24 protein-coding genes are annotated in these 22,936 nt (G+C 60.8%); 12 read left to right on the top strand and 12 right to left on the bottom strand.

Annotated elements, in window-relative coordinates; translation table 11 throughout:
* Positions 1-46 precede the first annotated feature (46 nt).
* Both lpxH and U367_RS0110400 read right to left on the bottom strand, forming a co-directional pair.
* Positions 47-796: a UDP-2,3-diacylglucosamine diphosphatase gene (gene lpxH / locus U367_RS0110405; protein ID WP_028616874.1), complete on the bottom strand. Its 750-nt coding sequence runs from the start codon at positions 794-796 to the stop codon at positions 47-49.
* The gene (locus tag U367_RS0110400) at positions 793-1,296 is read right to left on the bottom strand and encodes a peptidylprolyl isomerase (RefSeq protein ID WP_010209496.1); all 504 of its coding nucleotides are present in this window, start codon (positions 1,294-1,296) and stop codon (positions 793-795) included. The genes lpxH and U367_RS0110400 overlap by 4 nt, the downstream gene beginning before the upstream one ends.
* 248 nt (positions 1,297-1,544) lie before the next feature.
* On the opposite strand from U367_RS0110400, the gene U367_RS0110395 reads away from it, so the two are divergent.
* Both U367_RS0110395 and cysS read left to right on the top strand, forming a co-directional pair.
* Entirely contained in the window at positions 1,545-3,245 is a 1,701-nt protein-coding gene (locus tag U367_RS0110395) for a glutamine--tRNA ligase/YqeY domain fusion protein (protein ID WP_028616873.1), read from the top strand.
* An 18-nt stretch (positions 3,246-3,263) separates the two neighbouring features.
* Positions 3,264-4,652, top strand: coding sequence for a cysteine--tRNA ligase (gene cysS / locus U367_RS0110390; RefSeq protein ID WP_028616872.1), 1,389 nt, complete (start codon positions 3,264-3,266; stop codon positions 4,650-4,652).
* A gap of 241 nt (positions 4,653-4,893) precedes the next feature.
* On the opposite strand, the gene U367_RS0110385 is transcribed toward cysS, so the two are convergent.
* Positions 4,894-5,457: a dihydrofolate reductase family protein gene (locus U367_RS0110385; protein WP_028616871.1), complete on the bottom strand. Its 564-nt coding sequence runs from the start codon at positions 5,455-5,457 to the stop codon at positions 4,894-4,896.
* Positions 5,458-5,566: 109 nt separating this feature from the next.
* Between U367_RS0110385 and lepB the strand changes: the two genes are divergently transcribed.
* Together lepB and U367_RS0110375 are read left to right on the top strand one after the other, a co-directional pair.
* The gene (gene lepB / locus U367_RS0110380; RefSeq protein ID WP_028616870.1) at positions 5,567-6,235 is read left to right on the top strand and encodes a signal peptidase I; all 669 of its coding nucleotides are present in this window, start codon (positions 5,567-5,569) and stop codon (positions 6,233-6,235) included.
* A 179-nt stretch (positions 6,236-6,414) separates the two neighbouring features.
* The gene (locus U367_RS0110375; protein ID WP_028616869.1) at positions 6,415-7,197 is read left to right on the top strand and encodes an SDR family oxidoreductase; all 783 of its coding nucleotides are present in this window, start codon (positions 6,415-6,417) and stop codon (positions 7,195-7,197) included.
* Here U367_RS0110375 and U367_RS0110370 read toward each other — a convergent pair.
* On the bottom strand, positions 7,194-7,523 hold the full coding sequence (locus tag U367_RS0110370; RefSeq protein WP_028616868.1) for a winged helix-turn-helix transcriptional regulator: 330 nt from the start codon (positions 7,521-7,523) through the stop codon (positions 7,194-7,196). The genes U367_RS0110375 and U367_RS0110370 overlap by 4 nt on opposite strands.
* A 112-nt stretch (positions 7,524-7,635) precedes the next feature.
* Here U367_RS0110370 and U367_RS0110365 point away from each other — a divergent pair, with 112 nt between their 5' ends.
* A complete protein-coding gene (locus tag U367_RS0110365) occupies positions 7,636-8,094 on the top strand; it encodes an HIT family protein (protein ID WP_028616867.1) in 459 nt (152 codons plus the stop codon).
* Positions 8,095-8,219: 125 nt separating this feature from the next.
* On the opposite strand, the gene U367_RS0110360 is transcribed toward U367_RS0110365, so the two are convergent.
* The 7 genes from U367_RS0110360 to U367_RS0110330 all read right to left on the bottom strand — a co-directional run bounded on the left by U367_RS0110360 (position 8,220) and on the right by U367_RS0110330 (position 15,362).
* Complete coding sequence (locus U367_RS0110360) at positions 8,220-8,558, bottom strand: Na+/H+ antiporter subunit G (protein WP_028616866.1); 339 nt, start codon at positions 8,556-8,558, stop codon at positions 8,220-8,222.
* A complete protein-coding gene (locus U367_RS0110355) occupies positions 8,555-8,833 on the bottom strand; it encodes a K+/H+ antiporter subunit F (protein WP_003211751.1) in 279 nt (92 codons plus the stop codon). Before U367_RS0110355 ends, U367_RS0110360 begins: the two co-directional genes overlap by 4 nt.
* The gene (locus U367_RS0110350) at positions 8,830-9,318 is read right to left on the bottom strand and encodes a Na+/H+ antiporter subunit E (protein WP_028616865.1); all 489 of its coding nucleotides are present in this window, start codon (positions 9,316-9,318) and stop codon (positions 8,830-8,832) included. The genes U367_RS0110355 and U367_RS0110350 overlap by 4 nt, the downstream gene beginning before the upstream one ends.
* Positions 9,315-10,997 (bottom strand): monovalent cation/H+ antiporter subunit D, encoded by a 1,683-nt coding sequence (locus tag U367_RS0110345; protein WP_028616864.1) that lies wholly within the window; start codon positions 10,995-10,997, stop codon positions 9,315-9,317. The genes U367_RS0110350 and U367_RS0110345 overlap by 4 nt, the downstream gene beginning before the upstream one ends.
* Entirely contained in the window at positions 10,994-11,338 is a 345-nt protein-coding gene (locus U367_RS0110340) for a Na+/H+ antiporter subunit C (protein ID WP_003192163.1), read from the bottom strand. Before U367_RS0110340 ends, U367_RS0110345 begins: the two co-directional genes overlap by 4 nt.
* Positions 11,338-14,259 (bottom strand): monovalent cation/H+ antiporter subunit A, encoded by a 2,922-nt coding sequence (locus U367_RS0110335; protein ID WP_028616863.1) that lies wholly within the window; start codon positions 14,257-14,259, stop codon positions 11,338-11,340. Before U367_RS0110335 ends, U367_RS0110340 begins: the two co-directional genes overlap by 1 nt.
* A gap of 158 nt (positions 14,260-14,417) precedes the next feature.
* Positions 14,418-15,362, bottom strand: coding sequence for a DMT family transporter (locus tag U367_RS0110330; RefSeq protein WP_028616862.1), 945 nt, complete (start codon positions 15,360-15,362; stop codon positions 14,418-14,420).
* A gap of 92 nt (positions 15,363-15,454) precedes the next feature.
* On the opposite strand from U367_RS0110330, the gene U367_RS0110325 reads away from it, so the two are divergent.
* The 4 genes from U367_RS0110325 (at position 15,455) to U367_RS0110310 (ending at position 19,093) form a co-directional block, all read left to right on the top strand.
* Complete coding sequence (locus U367_RS0110325; RefSeq protein WP_028616861.1) at positions 15,455-16,018, top strand: helix-turn-helix domain-containing protein; 564 nt, start codon at positions 15,455-15,457, stop codon at positions 16,016-16,018.
* A 154-nt stretch (positions 16,019-16,172) separates the two neighbouring features.
* Complete coding sequence (locus U367_RS0110320) at positions 16,173-17,369, top strand: SfnB family sulfur acquisition oxidoreductase (protein WP_028616860.1); 1,197 nt, start codon at positions 16,173-16,175, stop codon at positions 17,367-17,369.
* Between the two features lie 9 nt (positions 17,370-17,378).
* Entirely contained in the window at positions 17,379-17,705 is a 327-nt protein-coding gene (locus U367_RS0110315; protein ID WP_028616859.1) for an acyl-CoA dehydrogenase, read from the top strand.
* Entirely contained in the window at positions 17,705-19,093 is a 1,389-nt protein-coding gene (locus tag U367_RS0110310) for an LLM class flavin-dependent oxidoreductase (protein ID WP_028616858.1), read from the top strand. Before U367_RS0110315 ends, U367_RS0110310 begins: the two co-directional genes overlap by 1 nt.
* Positions 19,094-19,165: 72 nt before the next feature.
* On the opposite strand, the gene U367_RS0110305 is transcribed toward U367_RS0110310, so the two are convergent.
* On the bottom strand, positions 19,166-20,041 hold the full coding sequence (locus tag U367_RS0110305) for a hypothetical protein (protein WP_028616857.1): 876 nt from the start codon (positions 20,039-20,041) through the stop codon (positions 19,166-19,168).
* Between the two features lie 343 nt (positions 20,042-20,384).
* Between U367_RS0110305 and U367_RS0110300 the strand changes: the two genes are divergently transcribed.
* Genes U367_RS0110300 through U367_RS0110290 form a run of 3 tightly spaced genes read left to right on the top strand, consistent with a single transcriptional unit; the run spans position 20,385 to position 22,935 of the window.
* Positions 20,385-21,287, top strand: coding sequence for an AMP-binding protein (locus U367_RS0110300; RefSeq protein ID WP_028616856.1), 903 nt, complete (start codon positions 20,385-20,387; stop codon positions 21,285-21,287).
* Positions 21,284-22,054, top strand: coding sequence for an ABC transporter ATP-binding protein (locus tag U367_RS0110295; RefSeq protein WP_028616855.1), 771 nt, complete (start codon positions 21,284-21,286; stop codon positions 22,052-22,054). Before U367_RS0110300 ends, U367_RS0110295 begins: the two co-directional genes overlap by 4 nt.
* Positions 22,054-22,935, top strand: coding sequence for a branched-chain amino acid ABC transporter permease (locus U367_RS0110290; protein WP_028616854.1), 882 nt, complete (start codon positions 22,054-22,056; stop codon positions 22,933-22,935). Before U367_RS0110295 ends, U367_RS0110290 begins: the two co-directional genes overlap by 1 nt.
* Position 22,936 lies beyond the last annotated feature (1 nt).

Here is a 22,936-nt window from a genome sequence, read left to right as displayed (position 1 = left end):
AACACCGCCATCGCCGGCAGGCCGGCTCCTACAGGGGGATGGGTGATCAGGCGCCGGGTAGGGCCAGCTGCGGATTGACGAAATCAAACGCCGCCAATTGAAACCCTTGCTCATCCACCTGCAATGCCCACCCTTGCTTGTCCCAATCCCCCAGCACGATGCGCTTGGCCGCCTGGTCACCAATCTGCAACTTGTGAATGGCCGGGCGGTGGGTATGGCCGTGGACCAGGGTGCGCACGCCGAACTGCTGCATCACCCGCGGCACTTCCTCGGGCGTCACATCCACAATGTCGTTGGCTTTCATGCGCGTCTGCGCCCGGCTTTCACTGCGCAGCTTGCGCGCCAGCTTATGGCGGGTGCTCAAAGGAAGGTGGCGCAGGATAAACAACACAATCGGGTTGCGCAGGATGCGTCGCAGCTTCATATAGCCGACGTCGCGGGTACAGAGGCTGTCGCCGTGCATCAATAGCACGGGCTCGCCATGGAGCTGCACGACACTCGGGTCCTTGAGCAAGGTGGCACCCGCGGCTTTGCAGAACGCCTTGCCGATCAGGAAATCACGGTTGCCGTGCATGATGAAAATCGGGGTGCCGCTGTCGCTCAGTTCGCGCAGGGCTGCGCAAATGGAGCGCTGAAACGGTGTCATCCCATCGTCGCCAATCCAGGCTTCAAAGAAGTCCCCCAGAATGTACAACGCCTGGGCGCCACGGGCGCGGGTGTGGAGCAGATCCAGAAACGCCCGGGTAATATCCGAGCGCTCCTCTTCCAGATGCAAATCTGAAATCAGCAATATCACCCAACGATCTCGGCTTTCTCGACGATAACGTCTTCTACCGGAACGTCCTGGTGACCGGCTTTACCGGTGGTCTGCACGCCTTTGATCTTGTCGACGACGTCCTGGCCTTCGGTGACTTTACCGAATACCGCGTAGCCCCAACCCTGCACGTTCTTGCCGCTGTGGTTCAGGAAGGCGTTGTCGGCGACGTTGATGAAGAACTGCGCGGAGGCCGAATGCGGCTCCATGGTACGGGCCATGGCGACGGTGTACTTGTCGTTGGAAAGGCCGTTGTCCGCTTCGTTCTGGATGCTTGGACGCTTGTCTTTCTTTTCTTTCATGCCAGGCTCGAAACCGCCGCCCTGGATCATGAAGTTGCCGATGACACGGTGGAAAACGGTGTTTTCGTAGTGGCCGGCGTTCACGTACTCGATGAAGTTGGCGACGGTGATCGGCGCTTTCTCGGCGTTCAGCTCGATGACGATGTCACCGTGGTTGGTGGTCAGTTTGACTTGAGTCATGTTCACTACTCTTTTCAGGGAATTCGTGGGTTTGGGTGCCTGTGCACCACGACCGGTATGGCGAATCTGCGGCCAAGGCGCGCAGTTTAGCGTGCCCTGCAGGAATTTCGAGGTGGTTTTTTACCGCCGATGCAATAAATGCTGCAGTTTTTGGCCTCGCTCTGTCAGGTACTTGACAGCATCGGCTATGATATCGCCTTTGTTTTGTCGGCCTAGCCCGGCCACGTACTTGTCTGTTCAAGGATCCTATGAGCAAGCCCACTGTCGACCCTACCTCGAATTCCAAGGCCGGACCTGCCGTCCCGGTCAATTTCCTGCGCCCGATCATCCAGGCGGACCTGGATTCGGGCAAGCACACGCAGATCGTCACCCGCTTCCCGCCAGAGCCCAACGGCTACCTGCACATCGGTCACGCCAAGTCGATCTGTGTGAACTTCGGCCTGGCCCAGGAGTTCGGTGGCGTCACGCACCTGCGTTTCGACGACACCAACCCGGCCAAGGAAGACCAGGAATACATCGACGCCATCGAAAGCGACATCAAGTGGCTGGGCTTCGAATGGTCCGGTGAAGTGCGCTATGCCTCCAAATACTTCGACCAGCTGTTCGACTGGGCCGTCGAACTGATCAAGGCCGGCAAGGCCTATGTCGACGACCTGAGCCCGGAACAGGCCAAGGAATACCGTGGCACCCTGACCGAGCCGGGCAAGAACAGCCCGTTCCGCGACCGTTCGGTGGAAGAGAACCTGGATTGGTTCGCCCGCATGCGCGCCGGTGAGTTCCCGGACGGCGCCCGCGTGCTGCGTGCCAAGATCGACATGGCCTCGCCGAACATGAACCTGCGCGATCCGATCATGTACCGCATCCGCCACGCCCATCACCACCAGACGGGCGACAAGTGGTGCATCTACCCGAACTACGACTTCACCCACGGTCAGTCCGACGCCATCGAAGGCATCACCCACTCCATCTGCACCCTGGAGTTCGAAAGCCATCGCCCGCTGTACGAATGGTTCCTGGACAGCCTGCCAGTGCCGGCGCACCCGCGTCAGTACGAGTTCAGCCGCCTGAACCTGAACTACACCATCACCAGCAAGCGCAAGCTCAAGCAACTGGTCGATGAAAAGCACGTACACGGTTGGGACGACCCGCGCATGTCCACGCTGTCGGGCTTCCGCCGTCGCGGCTACACCCCGGCATCGATCCGCAACTTCTGCGACATGGTCGGCACCAACCGTTCCGACGGCGTGGTCGACTTCGGCATGCTCGAATTCAGCATCCGCCAGGACCTGGACGCAAACGCTCCGCGCGCCATGTGCGTGCTGCGTCCGTTGAAGGTCGTGATCACCAACTACCCGGAAGACAAGGTCGACAACCTCGAGTTGCCGCGTCATCCGCAGAAAGAAGAACTCGGCGTGCGCAAGCTGCCGTTCGCCCGTGAAATCTACATCGACCGCGATGACTTCATGGAAGAGCCGCCAAAGGGCTACAAGCGCCTGGAGCCGAACGGCGAAGTGCGCCTGCGCGGCAGCTACGTGATCCGTGCCGACGAAGCGATCAAGGACGCCGATGGCAACATCGTCGAACTGCGCTGCTCCTACGACCCGGAAACACTGGGCAAGAACCCTGAAGGCCGCAAGGTCAAGGGCGTGATCCACTGGGTGCCAGCCGCGGCCAGCATCGAGTGCGAAGTGCGCCTGTACGATCGCCTGTTCCGCTCGCCGAACCCTGAAAAGGCCGAAGACAGCGCCAGTTTCCTCGACAACATCAACCCTGACTCCCTGCAAGTACTCACTGGTTGTCGTGCCGAGCCATCGCTTGGCGACGCACAGCCGGAAGACCGTTTCCAGTTCGAGCGCGAAGGTTACTTCTGCGCGGATATCAAGGACTCGAAACCAGGTCAGCCGGTATTCAACCGTACCGTGACCTTGCGTGATTCGTGGGGCCAGTGATTCTCTAAGGAAGCCGTTGTGCTAACGATCTACAACACACTCAGCAAGACCAAAGAAGTCTTCAAGCCGCTGGATGGCAACAAGGTGCGCATGTACGTGTGCGGCATGACCGTGTACGACTACTGCCACATCGGCCACGGCCGCAGCATGGTTGCCTTCGACCTGGTGACCCGCTGGTTGCGTTTCAGCGGCTATGACTTGACCTATGTGCGCAACATCACCGACATCGACGACAAGATCATCAACCGCGCCAATGAAAACGGCGAGTCGTTCGACGCGCTGACCGAGCGCATGATCGCCGCGATGCACGAGGACGAGGCCCGCCTCAACATCCTCAAGCCGGACATGGAACCGCGTGCCACGGACCACATTCCTGGCATGCACGCGATGATCCAGACCCTGATCGACAAGGGCTACGCCTACGCCCCAGGCAATGGCGACGTGTACTACCGCGTCGCCAAGTTCATGGGCTACGGCAAGCTGTCGCGCAAGAAAATCGAAGACCTGCGCATCGGCGCACGTATTGAAGTCGACGAAGCCAAGCAGGACCCGCTCGACTTCGTGCTGTGGAAAGGCACCAAGCCCGGCGAGCCAAGCTGGGAATCGCCGTGGGGCGCCGGGCGTCCGGGCTGGCATATCGAATGCTCGGTGATGTCCACCTGCTGCCTGGGCGAGACTTTCGATATTCATGGCGGCGGCAGCGACCTAGAGTTCCCGCACCACGAAAACGAAATCGCCCAAAGCGAAGCCGCCACCGGCAAGACTTACGCCAACGCCTGGATGCACTGCGGCATGATCCGCATCAATGGCGAGAAGATGTCCAAGTCCTTGAACAACTTCTTCACCATCCGCGACGTGCTGGCAAAGTACCATCCGGAAGTCGTGCGTTACCTGCTGGTGTCGAGCCACTACCGCAGCGCCATCAACTACTCGGAAGACAACCTCAAGGACGCCAAGGGCGCCCTGGAGCGTTTCTACCACGCGTTGAAAGGCTTGCCATCCGTGGCACCTGCCGGCGGCGAAGCGTTCGTGGCACGGTTTACCGAAGTCATGAACGACGACTTTGGTACACCGGAAGCCTGCGCGGTGCTGTTCGAGATGGTGCGCGAGATCAACCGTTTGCGTGAGAGTGATCTCGACGCAGCGGCGGGCCTGGCGGCGCGCCTGAAAGAACTGGCCAGCGTGCTGGGGGTTCTGCAAATGAAGCCTGAAGATTTCCTGCAAGCCGGCGCCGAAGGGCGTGTGGATGCGGCGCAAGTGGACGCGCTGATCCAGGCGCGTTTGACTGCTCGTGCCAACAAGGACTGGGCGGAATCCGACCGACTCCGCGACCAACTCACCGCCATGGGCGTGGTGTTGGAAGACGGGAAGGGTGGGACGACGTGGCGGTTGGCTGATCAGGCTTGATTGGTAAACGCTGAATGAAAAACGCCCCGACTGGTTCGGGGCTTTTTTTTGCACACCGTTTTAACGGCTCACTCGATCCACTGTGCCCGCTTCATTCAGTTGTTGATCCACGCCTCACGTAAAAATCGTCCGGCACCATTCGCAACAACCCGCCGGCTTTGCCGATGGAGCGGTTACGGCTTCCTATGCCTGCGACCAATGCGAGGCGTGGGTACATGGTCTGTTCCTTCAGAGAAGTCCATTATTGCGCGGCGTGAGCGCCTGCCGTCACTTGATATCGACTCTGCACAAAACCATTGTCCGACACGTAGGTGCCTACATGGTGCAGCTGCCGCTCACTGCCAATCTGGCTGAACAGTGGCACGCCTTGCCCGAGTAAAACCGGGATACGCGTAATGATCAGCTCATCAATCAGGCCCGCTTCAAGAAACGCCTGGATGGTCTCGCCTCCGTCGATATAGAGGTGCTTCATGCCGCGCTCGGCTAACGTAGCCACGAGTGAGGTGACGTCTCCTGCCATGACCTCGACCTTGCCCTCCAGGTGCGCAGGGATCAGCAGAGGCTGGTGGGACAGCGCAATGACGGGCGTGCCCTCGTAGGGCCACTCGGGGAAGGACAAGATTTTCTCCAGGGTTTTGCGACCCATTACCAGTGCATCGACCGTGGCGATGAAGCGTTCATAGGTCACGCCGTTCAACTCGGCGGTTTCGTACTCTGGTCGGTGCAACCACTCGATATCACCGTCCGCGCGGGCAATAAAGCCGTCGATGCTGGCTGCGATGAAGACCGAACATTGGTTATCCATGGCGAAAACTCCTTTTAGCGCGTGGACGCTAATACTAATTTAATCCTCGCGTGCAACAACCGGGCGTCTAGACACAGTCCTGATGCCCCTTTCTGCCGTGCGAGGATGTATGCGAAGTTGGTTGATCCGTTACCGTTACGCAATCATTTTCTGGATGTGCTTCGGCGTTTTCCGTACGTCCCTGGCCGACTGGAACCCCATTCCCTCTGGCTCCATGCGCCCGACCTTGCTGGAGGGTGATGTGGTGTTGGTGAACCGGGTGGCCTACGACCTCAAGCTGCCGCTCACGGACATTTCCCTGGCCAAGCTCGATAACCCCCAACGTGGCGATGTGGTGACGTTTTCATCACCCAAGGACGGCATGCGCCTGATCAAGCGCATCGTCGGCATTCCCGGTGACACCCTGGAAATGAAAGATGAGGTGTTGTGGGTCAACGGCGAGCCTGCCACCTACAGTGACGCGCAGGACATCAGCGAACCCATCCTGCCCGGCCATACGGTGCCAGGAATCAAGCTGAACGAGCGGGCGGCCAACCGTCAGCGCACGGTGCAGTTCATGCCGACGGTGCGGGCAATGCGTAATTTCGGGCCGGTGGTGGTGCCGGCCGACAGTTACTTCATGCTGGGGGACAACCGTGATAACAGCGATGACTCACGGTATATCGGCGTTGTGCCACGCCGGCTGTTGATCGGGCGGGCGCATCATGTAATGGCGTCGGCGCAGATCCTGGATCACTGGATGCCACGCCTGCACAGATTTGGCGCGCCGATCCTGTAAGGACAAGCCCCCATTACCCCTGTGGAGCCGGCAAGCCGGCTCCTACAGTTGGGTATGTTACGAGGGGCCCTGAATCCAGACACTCACTTTTGGGTTAGCCCATTACCTTTTCGTGCGTTCTTGTGGGCTGTCCGCCCGGTTCCTATCCTGCGGTCTTCGTTTATCCAGGAGTAGGTTCCATGAGCTTTGATCTCGGACTAAAAGGCCTTCGTGCGCTGGTCACCGGTGGCACCAAAGGTATCGGCGCCGCCGTGGTGGCGGTGTTGCGTGAACAAGGCGCCCAGGTGATTTCGGTCGCGCGTTCGGCGGCGGATTCGACGCCCGAAGGCGTGCATTTCATCGCTGCCGACCTAGGCACTGCCGCCGGTTGTGCGAGTGCTACTGAGGCGGTGAAGGCTCGGCTTGGCGGTGTCGATATCATCGTCAATGTGCTCGGCGGCTCAAGCGCACCCGGCGGTGGTTTTGCGGTGCTCGATGATGAGCAGTGGGCGAATGCCCTGGGTCAGAACCTGATGGCGGCAGTGCGGGTGGATCGGGCGCTTCTGCCTGGGATGCTCGCGCGCGGCGCCGGGGTGATTATTCATGTCACATCGATCCAGCGGGAGTTGCCGTTGCCGGAGTCGACCACGGCGTATGCCGCTGCAAAGGCAGCGTTGGCGACCTACAGCAAGAGCCTGTCGAAAGAAGTCACGCCCAAGGGTATTCGGGTGGTGCGGGTTTCGCCGGGCTGGGTGGAGACGGACGCGGCGGTGGCACTGGCGGAGCGCCTGGCGGAGCAGGCGGGAACGGATTACGCGGGGGGCAAGCAGATCATCATGCAGGCGCTCGGCGGTATCCCGCTTGGACGGCCGGCCAAGCCCCAGGAGGTGGCTGACTTGATCGCCTTCCTGGTCTCGCCCCGCGCCGCGTCGATCAGCGGCACCGAGTACGTGATCGACGGCGGCACCGTCCCTACGGTCTAAATCGTCGGTTTGGCGGCCTGCCATTTGAGCAGGCCATCCAGTACCGGGCACAGGCTCTGCCCCCACTCGGTCATACGGTATTCCACCTTGGGCGGCACCACTGGGTAGACCGTGCGCTGTACCAGGCCATCGGCTTCGAGCTGGCGCAATTGCTGGGCGAGCATCTTCTGCGAGATATCCGGGATCAGTCGCTCAAGGTCGGAATAACGCTGCACCTGGCCGCCGAACAGGTGGAACAGAATGATCAGCTTCCAGCGCCCGCCAAGCCAGGCGAGCGTGGTTTCGACGTCGGCGGCGGCGGTGGCAGGGGTGTAGGTTTTACTCATCGCATACGTCCTGGGACATTTCGGAAAGTTGCCATTTGTTTTGACGTCCGCCGCAGCCTGGCTTTAGATGGTCGACACGACCAAACCCACGATGAAACCAGCGGTGATTCAAATGGATTGTATCTTCTGCAGCATTGTTCAAAAGACCTCCCCAGCGCACATTCTGTGGGAAGACGACCAGCATATGGCGTTTCTTTCGATATTTCCCAATACACCGGGTTTCAGCGTGGTAATCCCCAAGCAGCACTACGGCAGCTATGCGTTTGCGCAGTCGGATGAGGTGTTGGCCGGGCTTGCGATAGCGGCGAAGAAGACCGCGTTGCAGATCGACCGGGCGTTTCCGGATGTGGCCCGTACGGGGATGATGCTGGAAGGCTATGGTGTGGATCACCTGCATGCGAAGTTGTTTCCCATGCATGGGACGGGTGGGGACAGTAGCTTCAAGCCTATCAGCTCCAAGGTGGAGAAGTTCTTCGAAGCCTATGAGGGTTATATCTCGTCCCACGATTTTGTGCGGGCGGATGATGCCGAGCTAGCGGAGTTGGCGGCGCATATCAGATCATTTGTCTAATGCAAAACCAAATGTGGGAGCGGGCTTGCTCGCGAATGCGGTGGGTCAGTCGCTGATGTGCTGACTGAAAAACGCATTCGCGAGCAAGCCCGCTCCCACCTTTTTTACTGTGTTCGCTTGATGAATCAGCGGCGGCTGCTGACTTCGGCCGGTACGTCATCACCGGCCATGCGCTTGCGGAACAGTGCAGTGCGCGCCAGTAGCAACGTGGTCACCGGCACCGTGATCGACAGCAAGATCGGTATCAACCACCCGTGCAACACCGGCCCGGATTTGAGCACCGAAAAGTAGATGATCGACGCCAACGCCACACACCACGCCCCCAACGTCGACGCCAATGCCGGCGGGTGCATGCGCTGGAAGAAGTCCTTCATGCGCAGCAAGCCGATCGCGCCAATCAATGCAAACACGCTGCTGAGCACCAGCAGTACCGCGACGACGATTTCCATCCATAACGGCATCATTCAATCACCTCCCCACGCAGCAGGAATTTGGCCAGGGCAAACGAGCCCACGAAGCCGAACAGCGCGATCAGCAGCGCCGCTTCAAAGTAGGTGTCACTGGCATAGCGAATGCCCAGCACCAGCATCATCAGCATCGCCAGGATGTACAGGTAGTCCAGCGCCAGTACCCGGTCTTGCGCGGATGGGCCTTTGAACAGGCGGACCAGGGTCAGCACCATCGCCAGCGAGAACAGGAACAGGCTGAACAGGATCGCATTGGAGAGCAGGGCGCTCATTCGAAGATCTCCATCAGGGGCCGTTCGTAGGTGGACTTGAAGTGCTCGATGAAGGGCGCTTCGTCCTCCAGATCAAACACATGCAGGAGCAGGATGCTGCGGTCCAGCGCCAGTTCCGACCAGATGGTGCCGGGCACCACCGTGGTGATCATCGACAGCGCAGCCAGGCCGTTGGCGTCGCGCAGGTCCAGGGGGATCTTGATAAAGCGCGAACGCGGCGGGCGGGAGCCGCACATCAGCACGCCCCAGGCCACTTGCAGGTTGGAGATGATCACATCGCGGCCTACCAGGAAAAACAGGCGAATGATCACCCCAGGGCGGCGAATGCGGATTGGCAGGGGCCGCAGCGGCGCCATCATCAGTGGTGCCAGAAAGCCCAGCAGCGCACCCAGCAGCAGGTTGCCGGGGCTTACCGACAGGTTCAGCACCAGCCACAACAGCCACAACGCCAGCGACAACCACGGGGCAGGTAACAGGCGTTTCATGGCTGCACCTCCAGCGCGGCGGCTTTGGCTTCAGGGCTCGGCACCGGTCGCGTCGCCATCACCGCCATAACATAGTGCTCCGGGTTGTTAAGGCTGACAGCCGTGTCCTGGGTGTAGCGCATCAGCGGCTCGGCCTTGAAGGTCAGCAGGATGCTCAGGCCGAGCAGGAAGAAGATCGGCAGGCACTCGTAGCGACGCAGCAGTGGCGATGGACGCTCTTCCGGGGTCCAGAAGCGCTGGATGCCCAGGCGCGCGAAGGCGATCAACGAGGCCAGGCCGGAAAGAATCAGCAACGCCACCAAGCCCCAGGCCGCCGGGCGGATCGGCGCGTCAACGCTGACGCCCAGGCCCAGCGGATTGACCAGTGCACTCAACAGGCTGAGCTTGCCGATAAACCCGGAAAGCGGCGGCATGCCGATGATCAGCAGGGCGCAGGCGATAAAGCTCAGGCCCAAGAAGGCCATGGTCCAGGGAATCACCTGGCCGACCACGGCTTTCTGCTCGTCATCGAGGTTGACGCCCGGGCGCGGATGCAGGGACTCCATGGCCTTGGGCAGCGCATCGATCTCTTCATCCAGCGGCAGGTCGTTGGCCGAGCGCGAACGCTCGATCAACTCGGCCAGCAGGAACAGTGCGCTCAATGCCAGCGTCGAGCTGACCAGATAAAACAGCGCCCCCGCCGTCAGGCTTGGCTGAGCGAAACCAACGGCAGACAGCAAGATCCCGGCCGACACCAGGATGCTCAAGCTGGCCATGCGTTCCAGCCGCTGCGCCGCCACCATCGCCAGCGCCGCACAGATGATGGTCGCCATGCCGCCGTATACCAGCCAGTCACCGCCAAACAGCGCCGAGGCACCGGCCTGGCCGGAAAACAGCAGGGTCCACAGGCGCAGCACGGTGTACACGCCGACCTTGGTCATGATCGCAAACATCGCCGCCACCGGCGCACTGGCCGAGGAATAGGCGGGCGCCAGCCAGAAGTTCAGTGGCCACATGCCGGCCTTGGCCAGGAATGCCGTCGCGAGGATGGCCGCACCGGCGTGCAACAGGCCGCGATCCGCCTCGGGCACCAGCGGGATTTTCAGCGCCAAGTCGGCGAAGTTCAGCGTGCCGGTAACACCGTAGATCATCGCCGCGCCAATCAGGAACAGTGACGAGGCCAGCAGGTTGATCGCGATGTAATGCAGCCCCGAGGACACCCGCGCACGCCCGGAACCGTGCAGCATCAAGCCATAGGACGCCGCCAGCAGCACCTCGAAGAACACGAACAGGTTGAACAGGTCGGCGGTGAGAAAGGCCCCGTACAACCCCATCATCTGCACCTGGAACAACGCATGGAAACTGGTGCCCGCGCGGTCCCAGCGGGCCATGGCGAACAGCAACGCGCTCACGCCGATGATGCCGGTGAGCACCAGCATCAGCGCCGACAACTGATCCACCACCAACACGATGCCAAACGGAACTTGCCAGTTGCCCGGCAGGTACACGCCGATCGAGCCAGGGCCGCCTTTTTGCGTCCAGTACAACAGCAAAATAGCGATGCCCAGGCCGATCATGCTGGAGAACAGGTTGATGCGCGCCTTCAGCGGGCGGTGCTTCTCGCCGAGCATCAGCATCAATGCGGCCGTCAGCAACGGCAACAGGATCGGCGCGACGATCATTTGATTCATCCACGTCATTCCTTGGGCTCCCGGCCGTCCACATGGTCCGTGCCGGTCAGCCCGCGGGAGGCCAGCAGCACTACCAGGAACAAGGCGGTCATGGCGAAGCTGATCACGATGGCCGTCAGCACCAGCGCCTGGGGCAGGGGATCGGTGTAGTTGAGCAGGTCCTGCGGCACGCCGTCCTTGATGATCGGCTCCTTGCCGATAAACAGGCTGCCCATACTGAAAATGAACAGGTTGACCCCGTACGACAGCAGGCACAGGCCCATCACCACCTGGAATGTCCGTGGCCGCAGGATCAGCCAGACGCCGGAGGCCGCCAGGACCCCAATGGCAATTGCGATGACTTCTTCCATCAGGCGGCTCCTTCCGTTGCGGCAACCACTTTGGCCTGGTTGCTCGGTTTATGGGCCCGCACGGACTGGTGACCGAGGGCGGTAAGCATCAGCAGCGTCGAACCGACGACCATGGCGTACACGCCGACGTCGAAGAACAAGGCGCTGGCGATATGGATGTCGCCGAGCAGCGGCAGGCTGAAATGCCAGGTGTGGGTGGTGAGGAACGGATACCCGGCAAACAATGCACCGAGGCCGGTCAGCGTCGCTGAGAACAGGCCAAAGCCCATCCAGCGCATCGGTCGCAGGCTCATCTGCGCTTCGACCCACTGCGTGCCGGCGACCATGTATTGCAGGATAAACGCCACCGACATCACCAGCCCGGCGACAAAGCCGCCGCCCGGTTGGTTATGGCCGCGCATGAACAGGTAGAACGACACTACCAGCGCTATCGGCAGCAGCAGGCGCACCAGCACCGCCGGCACCATCATGAAGCCCAGGGCGGTGTCGCTGGCCTGGCGCGGGTTGACCAGGTCGGTGGCCACGTCCGGCGCCAACTGGCGCTGTTGTGCGGGCAGTTGCATGCTTTCCTTGGATGGACGGAAGCGCCGCAGCAGCGCGTACACGGTCAGCGCCACGGCGCCAAGCACGGTGATTTCACCCAAGGTATCGAAGCCCCGGAAGTCCACCAGCATCACGTTCACCACATTGCTGCCGCCGCCTTCGGGCAGGGCGCGGCTTAAGTAGAACGAGGAAATATCGTTGGGCGTCTGGCGGGTCAGCATCGCGTAGGACAGCAGCGCCATGCCGCCACCTACCACGGTGGACAACAGGAAGTCGCGCAGACGGCGAATGCGCGCCTTGCGCAGCGAACTCGGCAGTGGCGACACTTCCTCGATCCGCCGTGGCAACCAGCGCAGGCCGAGCAGGATCAGCACCGTGGTCACCACTTCGACCACCAGTTGGGTCAGCGCCAGGTCCGGCGCTGAGAACCACACGAAGGTCACGCAGGTCATCAGGCCGCACACGCTGACCATGGTCAGGGCTGCCAACCGGTGGTACTTGGCTTGCCAGGCAGCGCCGAGGGCACAGGCAATCGCCAGCAGCCACAGGGTCACGAACACAATGGAACCCGGGATCTTCGGCCGGTCGCCCCAACTGAGGCCGCTGTTGAGCATCGGGATCATGCCGCCGATCACCGCCACCAGCACCAGCAGGAACAACTGGGTCTGCAGACGCTTGGTGCTGATGCGTTTCTCGATCTTGCGCACACCGCGCATCATCACCACCAGGCTGCGCTCGAAGCCGCGCTTGCCGTTGAAGTAGCTGATGATGGGCGGGTATTTGAAGCGGCCACGCTTGAGTTGCTTGCGCAGCAGCAGATAGAGCACCACGCCGCCGGACATGGCCACCAGGCTCATGATCATCGGCGCGTTCCAGCCGTGCCAGATCGCCAGGCTGTACTCCGGCAGCACACCGCCGACCACTGGCAGGGCGGCAGCGGCGAGGATCGAACCCACCACCTGGGCCGGGAAAATCCCCACCAACAGGCAGGTGAACACCAGCAGTTCAACCGGTGCGCGCATCCAGCGCGGCGGTTCATGCGGGGTGTGCGGCAGGTTGGTCGCCGTAGGGCCGAAGAACACATCGACCGTGAAACGCAGCGCGTAGGCCACGCTGAACGTACCGGCAATGGTCGCGATCAACGGCAGGGCAAACTCCACCCAAGCGGTCGAGGTGATGAACACGGTTTCGGCGAAGAACATCTCTTTGGACAGGAACCCGTTGAGCAACGGCACGCCCGCCATGGACGCACTGGCCACCATCGCCAGGGTCGCGGTAAACGGGATCAACCGCACCAGCCCGCTGAGCTTGCGGATATCCCGCGTGCCGCTCTCGTGGTCGATGATGCCCGCCGCCATGAACAGCGAGGCCTTGAACGTGGCGTGGTTAAGGATATGGAACACGGCTGCGACGGCAGCCAGCGGGCTGTTGAGCCCCAGCAGCAAGGTGATCAGCCCGAGGTGGCTGATGGTGGAGTAGGCCAGCAGGCCCTTGAGATCATTCTGGAACATGGCGCAGTAAGCGCCGAGGAGGAGGGTGAGAGCGCCGGCACCGCCGACGATCCAGAACCATTCTTCGCTACCGGACAGCGACGGCCACAGGCGGGCCAGCAGGAACACGCCGGCCTTCACCATCGTCGCCGAATGCAGGTACGCCGACACCGGCGTGGGCGCCGCCATTGCGTGGGGCAGCCAGAAGTGGAAGGGGAACTGCGCGCTTTTGCTCAAGGCGCCGATCAGCACCAGGGCCAGCATGACCGGGTACAGCGCGTGCGCGCGAATCTGATCGCCCGCTGCCAGCACCTGGTCGAGGTCATAGCTGCCGACGATATGCCCCAGCAGCATCACGCCCGCCAGCAGGCACAAACCGCCGGCGCCGGTGACCATCAACGCCATGTATGCACCGCGTCGCGCATCGGCGCGGTGGTGCCAATAGCCGATCAGCAGGAACGAGAACAGGCTGGTCAGTTCCCAGAAGAACACGATCTGGACCAGGTTGCCGGAGATCACCAGCCCGAGCATGGCGCCCATGAAGGCCAGGAAAAACGCAAAGAAACGCGGCACCGGGTCATCCGGCGACATGTAGTAGCGCGCATACAGCGACACCAGCGTGCCGATGCCCAGCACCAGCATCGAGAACAGCCAGGCAAACCCGTCCATGCGCAACACGAAGTTCAGCCCAAGGCTGGGCAACCACATGAATTCTTCGCGGATCACGCCACCGTGGGCGATCTGGGGGTAGAGCAGGGCGACTTGAACGGTACCGACCAGGGCCACAAGGCCAGCCAGCAAGGATTCGGTGTTACGTGCATTGTGCGGCAGCAAGGCCGCCAGACAGCTGCCAATAAACGGCAGAAGCAGTAGAACTATCAGGGACATAGGCTTCTAATCTGCGGGAGTTTGGGATGCATCATACGTGCCGCTTTCTCGATCACCAAACGGCAAGATGTGGCAGGATCCTACAAGCTAAGCTGAAAACCCTTGTAGGAGCGAGCTTGCTCGCGTAAATCGTCAACGGTAACGCGGGCCTCCTGGATTCACACAGTGTTCTCAGGTTCTTCGCGAGCAAGCTCGCTCCTACCTGTGGATGCGGCTGCCTTCTGGGCCTTGGTCTTCATCTCACTGACAATCACCGCCGCCACAATCAAAGCTGCGCCCAGCATCGCAATCGGCGGGAAGCGTTCCCCGGCGATCCGCCCCACCACGCCGGCCCACACCGGCTCACCGGCATAGATCAACGTGGCGCGGGTGGGCGAAACACTTTGCTGCGCCCAGTTCATCGCCACTTGGATCACCGCACTGGTCAAGCCCAGGCCGACTGCACTGAACAGCAGCAACCATGAAAACCCCGGCAGCGCCTCACCCATCGGCACCACCATCAGGAACGACAACAACGACGCCGTGGCCAGTTGCACCACGGTCACCCGGCGTACATCCACCTGCCCGGCAAATGCACTGATCAAAATAATCTCCGCTGCAATCGCGACCGCGCCAATCAAGGTGGCGATTTCACCCGGGCTGAAATTCAGTGACGCGCCCGCAGGCCCGGTCAACAGCATCAAGCCGTTAAACGCCAGCATGATGCCAATGCTCGGCATCAAGCCCGGACGGCGCCCCAGCACCAGCCATTGCAGCAACGGAACGAACGGTACATACAAAGCCGTGATAAACGCCGATTGGCTGCTCAAGATCGTCTGCAAGCCAATGGTTTGCAGCCCGTAGCCAAACATGATCGCCACGCCGATAAATACTCCGGCCTTCAACTCGAACAGCGTCAGGTCACGCAACGTGCGTAAGGAAAAGAAGCCGACCACAATCGCCGCCGCCGCAAACCGTAGCCCGACGAAAAACATCGGCCCGCTGACGGTCATCGCGTGCTGCACCAGCAAAAAGGTGCCGCCCCAGATCATGGTGATCACTATCAGGATGCATTCGGCTTTACTGAAACGGTTGAAACGCGAAGGGGAGTTCGGGGTGGTCATGGCGGCTCGGTCTTGCAAGGGAAAGGTACGGACCGCACAATGCGCCGCACGCTGGGCAGTATACTGCGCACACCCACCCATTGAGCAATATAGTGCACAAAGAAAATCCACAACGGGCCTCGGTCCTGCAGCACGTCAGCCAGAACGTGCGTCGCCTGCGCCATGCTGCCGACTTGAGCCAGACCGCGCTTTCGGAAAAGTCCGGGGTCAGCCGGCGCATGCTGGTGGCCATCGAGGCGGGGGAGAAGAACGTCAGCCTGTCCACCCTCGACCGTGTGGCCGAAGCGTTGGACGTGGCCTTCAGCGACCTGATCCAGGCGCCGGATGCCCCCGACCACAGCCGCATCAATGAGCTGGCCTGGGCCGGTGAAATCCCCGGCAGCAAGGCGGTGTTGCTGGCCAAGGCCACGGCGCGGCGTGAGGTCGAGTTGTGGGAGATGCAACTGGAGCCGGGCGATCGCTACAGCCCCGATCCCGACCCGGATGGCTGGAGCGTGCAACTGTTCGTGTTCGAAGGCTGCCTCACCCTGCTGGTGGGCGAGGAAGAAAAGCACGTCGCCGCAGGCGAGTTTTATATGTTCGCCAGCCGTCACGTGCATGGCTATCGCAATGACGGCGAGGTGTCTGTGCGGTTTGTGCGAAACGTGGTGATCTAACTGTTCGCCCGGCAACAGTGGATGGACACTTTGCTGGTTTGAAACGCGCTCTGTTGCACTGAATTACCGGCAAATCGCTGATTTTATTGGCGATTACATTCAGGCACGACTCCTGCAATCACTCCAGTATCCCCTCGGAGCCTGGAGTCGGCCCATGTCAGCCCACCCTCAATACCCTGCCCATATCATCCGCTCTGACGCGCAAGCCATCGAGGTCGCCACGCGCCTGGCTGCACGGTTTGCCGTCGACGCCAGCGAGCGCGACCGTGAGCGTCGCCTGCCGGTGGCCGAACTCGACGAGTTCTCGGCCAGCGGCTTGTGGGGCATCACCATTCCCAAAGAGTACGGCGGCGCCGGGGTGTCGTATGTGACGGTGGCCGAAGTGATCAAATTGATCTCCGCCGCCGACCCGTCCCTGGGGCAGATTCCGCAGAACCACCTCGGTGTCGTCGACATTCTGCTGCAGACGGCCACGGAGGCACAAAAGCAGTATTACTTCGGCAAAGTCCTCCAAGGCTATCGCTTCGGCAATGCCTTCTCCGAAGCCAAGAGCAAGAACGCCGGCACCTTCGACACTCAGATCCGCTTCCACGGTGACAGCGCGCAAATCAACGGCGAGAAGTTCTACTGCACCGGCGCGTTGTTCGCTCATATCGTGCCCACAGTCGGCAATAACGAAAAAAACCAGGCGTTCATCGCCTTCATCGAGCGCGATGCCCAAGGCCTGAGTGTGATCGACAGCTGGGACGGCTTCGGTCAGCGCACCACCGCCAGCGGCGGCGTGACCCTCGATGGTGTAACCGTGCCCCTCAGCGCGGTGATCCCCGCTCACCAGGCCTTCGATCAACCCACCGCCAACGGCCCGATTTCACAGATCATCCAGGCAGCGGTCGACACCGGCATCGCCCTGGGTGCCCTTGAACAAGCCAAGATCTATGCGCGCCAGGCGCGACCCTGGATCGACAGCCAGCAGGAGCACGGCTGGCAGGACCCGTTCACCATCGCTGCCATCGGCGATCTGGAATGGCGTGTGCACGGCACCGAAGCCATTCTCGCCAAGGCCGGCCTGGCGGTGGACCGTGCCCTCGCCGAGCCCAGCGAAGACACCGTCGCCCACGCCTCGCTGGTGGTTGCCCAGGCCAAAGTGCTGTCGGCCGAAACCGCCTTGCTCGCCAGCAGCAAGCTCTTCGAACTGGCCGGCACCCGCTCGGTCACCGGCAAACACAACCTTGACCGCTTCTGGCGCAACGCACGCACCCACACCCTGCACGACCCGACCCGCTGGAAGTACCACCTGATCGGCAATTTCGTGCTCAACGGCGTGAAGCCCGCGCGCCACGCCTGGAACTGAGGATTGACCATGACCGCACTGAGCCTTGCGCGCCAACTGTTGGACAGCACCCGCCGCCACGTCGAGACCAGCGATGACCCCTATGTGATCAGCCGCTTCGGCGATCTACAAATCCGCGTCGACGTGGCCGCCGCCCTGCTGGAACGCGCTGAAACCCACCCCAGCCCGGTGGCCGCCACCGAAGCGCAGATCGCCGCCGCCGAAGCCCTCATCGCCGCGAGCAACGCCGAATTCGAACTGACCGGCCAACGCACCGAACTGCCGTCGAGCCTCGATGACCCGTTGCGCTGGAAATACCAGATCGTCGGCAACTATTACCTCAACGGAGTGCTTTGATGTCCCGTGAAATCCGCTTGAATGCCTTCGACATGAACTGTGTCGGCCACCAATCGCCCGGCCTGTGGGCGCACCCGCGTGATCGTTCGTGGCAGTACAAGGACCTGGAATACTGGACCGACCTCGCCAAGATCCTAGAGCGCGGCAAGTTCGACGGCCTGTTTATCGCCGACGTGCTGGGCATCTACGACGTGTACAACGGCAACGGCGACGCGGCGATTCGCCAGGCGGCGCAGGTGCCGGTCAATGATCCGCTGTCGTTGATCGCGCCGATGGCGTTGGTCACCGAACACTTGGGGTTTGGCCTGACGGCTTCGTTGTCGTTCGAACATCCGTATCCGTTCGCCCGTCGCCTCTCCACCCTGGATCACCTGACCAAGGGCCGCATTGGCTGGAACATCGTTACCTCCTACCTGGAAAGCGGCGCCAAGAACCTCGGCCAGAAAGCCCAGACCGAACACGACGCGCGCTACGACTACGCCGAGGAGTACCTGGAGGTCTGCTACAAACTCTGGGAAGGCAGTTGGGAGGAGGGCGCCGTGTTGCGCGACCGCGAGCGCCGGATTTTCAGCGACCCGAGCAAGATCCACGAGATCCGCCATGTCGGCAAACACTTCCAGGTGCCCGGCATTCACCTGTGTGAGCCGTCGCCGCAGCGTACGCCGGTGCTGTATCAGGCGGGTGCGTCCAGCCGTGGCAAGCAGTTCGCCGCCGAGCAGGCCGAGTGTGTGTTCGTCGCGGCGCCGTCCAAGGTGCTGCTGAAAAAGACCGTTGCCGACATCCGCCGTCGTGCCGCCGAGGCCGGGCGTGATCCGAAGAAAATCCTGATCTTCAACCTGCAGACGGTGATCGTCGGTGAGACCGACGCCAAGGCCAAGGCCAAGTTCGACGAGTACAAATCCTACGTCAGCTACGAAGGCGCGATGGCGCTGATCTCCGGCTGGACCGGTATCGATTTCAGCCAGTTCAAACCGGATGAACCGCTCAAGCATGTGCATACCAACGCCATTCAATCGGCGGTGGAAGCCTTTTCCACGGCAGACCCGAACAAGGTCTGGACGCCCAACGAGCTGGCCGATTGGGTCGGCATCGGCGGCTTTGGCCCGCTGTTTGTCGGTGGTCCGGAAACCGTGGCGGATCTGCTGCAGGAGTGGGTGGAAGAGACGGATGTGGATGGGTTCAACCTAGCCTATGCGCTAACTCACGAGACGTTTATCGATGCTGTCGATTTGCTGGTGCCGGAACTGCAGAAACGCGGCGTCTACAAAACTGAATATGCCCAAGGCACGCTACGTGAAAAACTGTTTGGCGAGGGTGCACGGTTGCCTGAGGTGCACCCTGGAAGTGGCTATCGGAACTTAAAAAAGGAGGCTTGTGCGCCAGCGTAATGCGTACTGGATAGTGCGACAGGGCTTGCTGACGACAAAACAGCAAGCCTATGAACGCATTCACGCAACCACTTATTTTTTAATGTGCAAGTGTCCGTCAGTGGCGCAAACGGTCTGCACTGTACCGTCTACAAGAGTAACCTTCGCTTTGAACTTAAAGCGGGCTTCCAGCTCACCAGTGGTAGCGTTCTCTGCCGGCATTTTAATTAGTGTTACGCGGCCCTCGGTTGCCCAGTAGCCAAGACCGTTATTGATATCGAAAAAAATAACTCTCACCTCCTTACTGTCTTCGGTGACTGTGTAAGTACCCAATTTTAGATTATCTGCAACGGATAGACTGATGCGCAAATCTCGAACGTCGGGTCGGGGTGTGTAATGGCGCGACCATCCAGCAAAGCTAGGCGGAAAGGTACGAGAGGCAGGCTGATGGGTCAGACTGACTTCAGTGGATTTGTAACGTGCCTCGGCATCGCCTTTTATCTTGGCGGTCACTGAACCCGTATCGTGATCTAAACCCTTGACACTTAACTTGCCTTTGATCTGGACATGTTCGGGGTTTCTCTCAGCTTTGAAGTCGAAGCTGGCAGTTAATGTGGCTGCACCGGTATCAAGAGTGACAATGGCTTTCCCTTCGATACCAAAGTATTGATCAATGCCACCATTTATTCGTTTTACCCAGACCATCGACATTTGATCGGGGCCATTGGGGTTGCTGACAATATTGAATTCCTTGTTGGCAATACTCTCGGAAAAAGGGATGTAAGCGGTGAGTTCTTGGTGACCGTCTGCTGTGGATGATTGGGTCGTTATTCTCCACCGCGTGTATACGTTATCTTCGACGAATGTCACTTGGTCGGCGGTAAAAGTTTTGAAGTCCGGATCGCCGAGAATCTCCGCAGTACAACTGCCTTCGGTATTTTTGGGGCTTAATTGATCAAGGGTGTTCATCGCGATTTCCTCATTAGTGTCTCGACAACTACGTCTATATGGCTTTGAAAATTAATACTCTTTAATGGGGGCGTCTACTGTCAGTAATGACAGGTTTAAGGTGTTTGTTTTTTATAGCGAATGTGTTTGCGGTGAGTCAGTGACGATGCAGGGCTGAGGTGTTGCTCTCGCAACACTGAATAGACACTTTGCTCGCTCAGCACGCTTCGCAAATTCTTTGTGGGCTTATAACCCATTGAATACGTTGGAAGTTTGTATAGGCACGACTTCTGCAATAGCTAGTTAAATCCCGTCGGCCAGCGGACCACCGCACGCACATCACCCCATTAGGAGCACTACCCCTATGAGCGTGCACGAACTCAAACGTCCGCTGGCCCTGGAATGGCCCGCCGAACTGCTCGGCAACCTACCCAAGGCGCTGGAACAATTGCAGCACTGGGCGCAGATCACGCCGCTGCACACTGCCTTGCGCCACAAGCGCCAGGGCCAGTGGTATGCGTGGCGCTGGATCGACGCCTTGCGGGATGTGGAACGCCTGGCCGATGGCTTGCGTCAGCAGGGCTTTGACGAGCAATCGCGCTTGGCCCTCAGCGGGGCGTTCGAGCCGAACCTGTTGCTCCTGGCTCTTGCGGGTCAAGCCATCGGCGGGCAAGTCCTGACCCTGGCCGATGATTTGGAGCCCGAAGCGCTGCAACAACATTTATGGCGCATCCGTCCCACCCATGCCTACACCCAGGACCGCCAGCAAGTGCGGCATTGGCAATCGGCCAACCTGCTGGATTTTGCCCAGTTGCTCGGCCCGATCGACCCGGCGCAGCACCTCGTACGCTGGTGGCAACCCAGCGGCGAAACCGCGTTGTGGAGCGAAGAGGGCACCCACTGGCAGGGCGGCCTGGCGGTAGTGCTGGAGCAATGGCTGAACAGCGGCCACGGGCTGGCCTTTCCGGAAAGCCTGGCCTCGGCGCGGCGCGATCGCAGCGAAGTCGCCCCCACCGGCTTGCTGTTGTCGCCCGCACGTTTACAGCACCTGGCCGACGAGATCGAAAGTCGCCTTGCACCCCATGGCACCTGGCGTCGACGCCTGTGTGACTGGGCCATCGCCCACCCGCAAAGCGGCCTGCGCCGCTTGTTGAAAAACCGTGTGCGCAAGCTGCTCGGTTTTCAGCGCCTGGCTTACATCTGGCAACCCCTTAAATCGACCCCGTCGCCGGTGTGGCTGGCGCAATTCAAACGGGACATCGCATGAGCCAAGCCATTCTCCAGGTGCGGGATATCTCGCTGTCGTTCAAGGGCGTCAAGGCGATCAATGCCTTGTCCTTCGAGGTGGCGCGCGGCGAGATCTGCGCGCTGATCGGTCCCAATGGTGCCGGTAAAAGCTCATTGCTCAATGTACTCAACGGCGTGTATCGCTTCGATGCTGGCGAGATCGTCTTCGAAGACCAGCACTTCCATCGCATCGACCCGCTGGGTGCCGCACGCCGGGGCATTGGCCGTACGTTCCAGAACAACGCGCTGTTCAAGAAGATGAGCGTGCTCGACAACATCCTCACCGGCCTGTCGCGGCATATGCGCAGCAGCGTTATCGAACAGGCCCTGGGTTTGCCCCGCGCACGCCGGGAAGCCGAAGCGTTCCGCCTGCGCGCCCAGGGCATTCTCGAATTTCTTGAGTTGCAAGCTCAGCGTGATGTGCTGGTGGGCAACCTCTCTTATGGCCTGCAGAAGCGTGTCGAGTTGGGCCGGGCATTGATCGCCGGGCCTAGCCTGTTACTGCTCGACGAACCCATGGCGGGCATGAACGCTGAGGAAAAACAGGAAATGGCGCGCTTCGTCGCCGACGTGAACCGCGACCTCGGCACCACCGTGGTGTTGATCGAACACGACATGGGCGTGGTCATGGGGCTGTCCGACCACGTGGTGGTACTCGATTACGGGCGCAAGGTCGGCGACGGCACGCCCGCCGACGTGCAGACCAATCCCGAAGTGATCGCGGCTTACCTGGGAGTGGTGCACTGATGACGTTTTTCTTTGAAACCCTGCTCGGCGGTCTGCTCGCCGGCTCCATGTACTCCCTGGTCGCCATCGGTTTCGTGCTGATCTACAAGGCCAGTGGCGTGTTCAACTTTGCCCAGGGCTCGATGCTGCTGTTCGCCGCGCTGACCTTTGTCAGCCTGCATGACCAGGGCGTGCCGTTTGCCCTGGCGCTGCTCTTGACCGTGATCGTGATGATCGTCGGCGCGTTACTCATCGAGCGCCTGGTTCTGCGGCCGCTGGTAAACCGCTCGCAGATCACGCTGTTCATGGCGACCCTGGGCCTGTCGTTCATTATCGAAGGCCTGGCCCAGGGTTTGATGGGGTCCCAAGTGCGCGCCCTCGACCTGGGCATCGACGACGTGCCGCTGTTCGTCGGCCCGCTGATGCTCAGCCAATTCGATTTGATCGCCGCGGCCGCTGCGGTGGTGCTGGTGACGGTGCTGGCGCTGCTGTTCAACAAGACCCGCATCGGTGTGTCGCTGCGCGCGGTGGCGGATGACACCACGGCTGCGCTGTCCATCGGTATCAACCTCAACCGTATCTGGCAGATCGTCTGGGCGGTGGCCGGGATTGTCGGGCTGGTGGCGGGGCTCCTGTGGGGCGCGCGCCAAGGGGTGCAGTTTTCGTTGTCGCTGGTAGTGCTCAAGGCCTTGCCGGTGCTGATCATCGGCGGCTTTACCTCGATTGGCGGGGCGATTGTCGGCGGGTTGATCGTCGGCGCGGCGGAGAACCTGGCCGAGGTGTATATCGGCCCCTTGATCGGCGGCGGCATCACGCCGTGGTTCGCCTACGTACTGGCCCTGGCCTTCCTGTATATCCGTCCCGCCGGCCTGTTCGGCGAGCGCGCCATCGAGCGAGTCTGAA

The sequence above is a fragment of the Pseudomonas canadensis genome (genome assembly GCF_000503215.1).
Classification (GTDB): Bacteria; Pseudomonadota; Gammaproteobacteria; order Pseudomonadales; family Pseudomonadaceae; genus Aquipseudomonas; species Aquipseudomonas canadensis.
The sequence above is the reverse complement of the archived record's forward strand: the minus strand, read 5'-3'. Positions and strand labels throughout refer to the sequence as shown.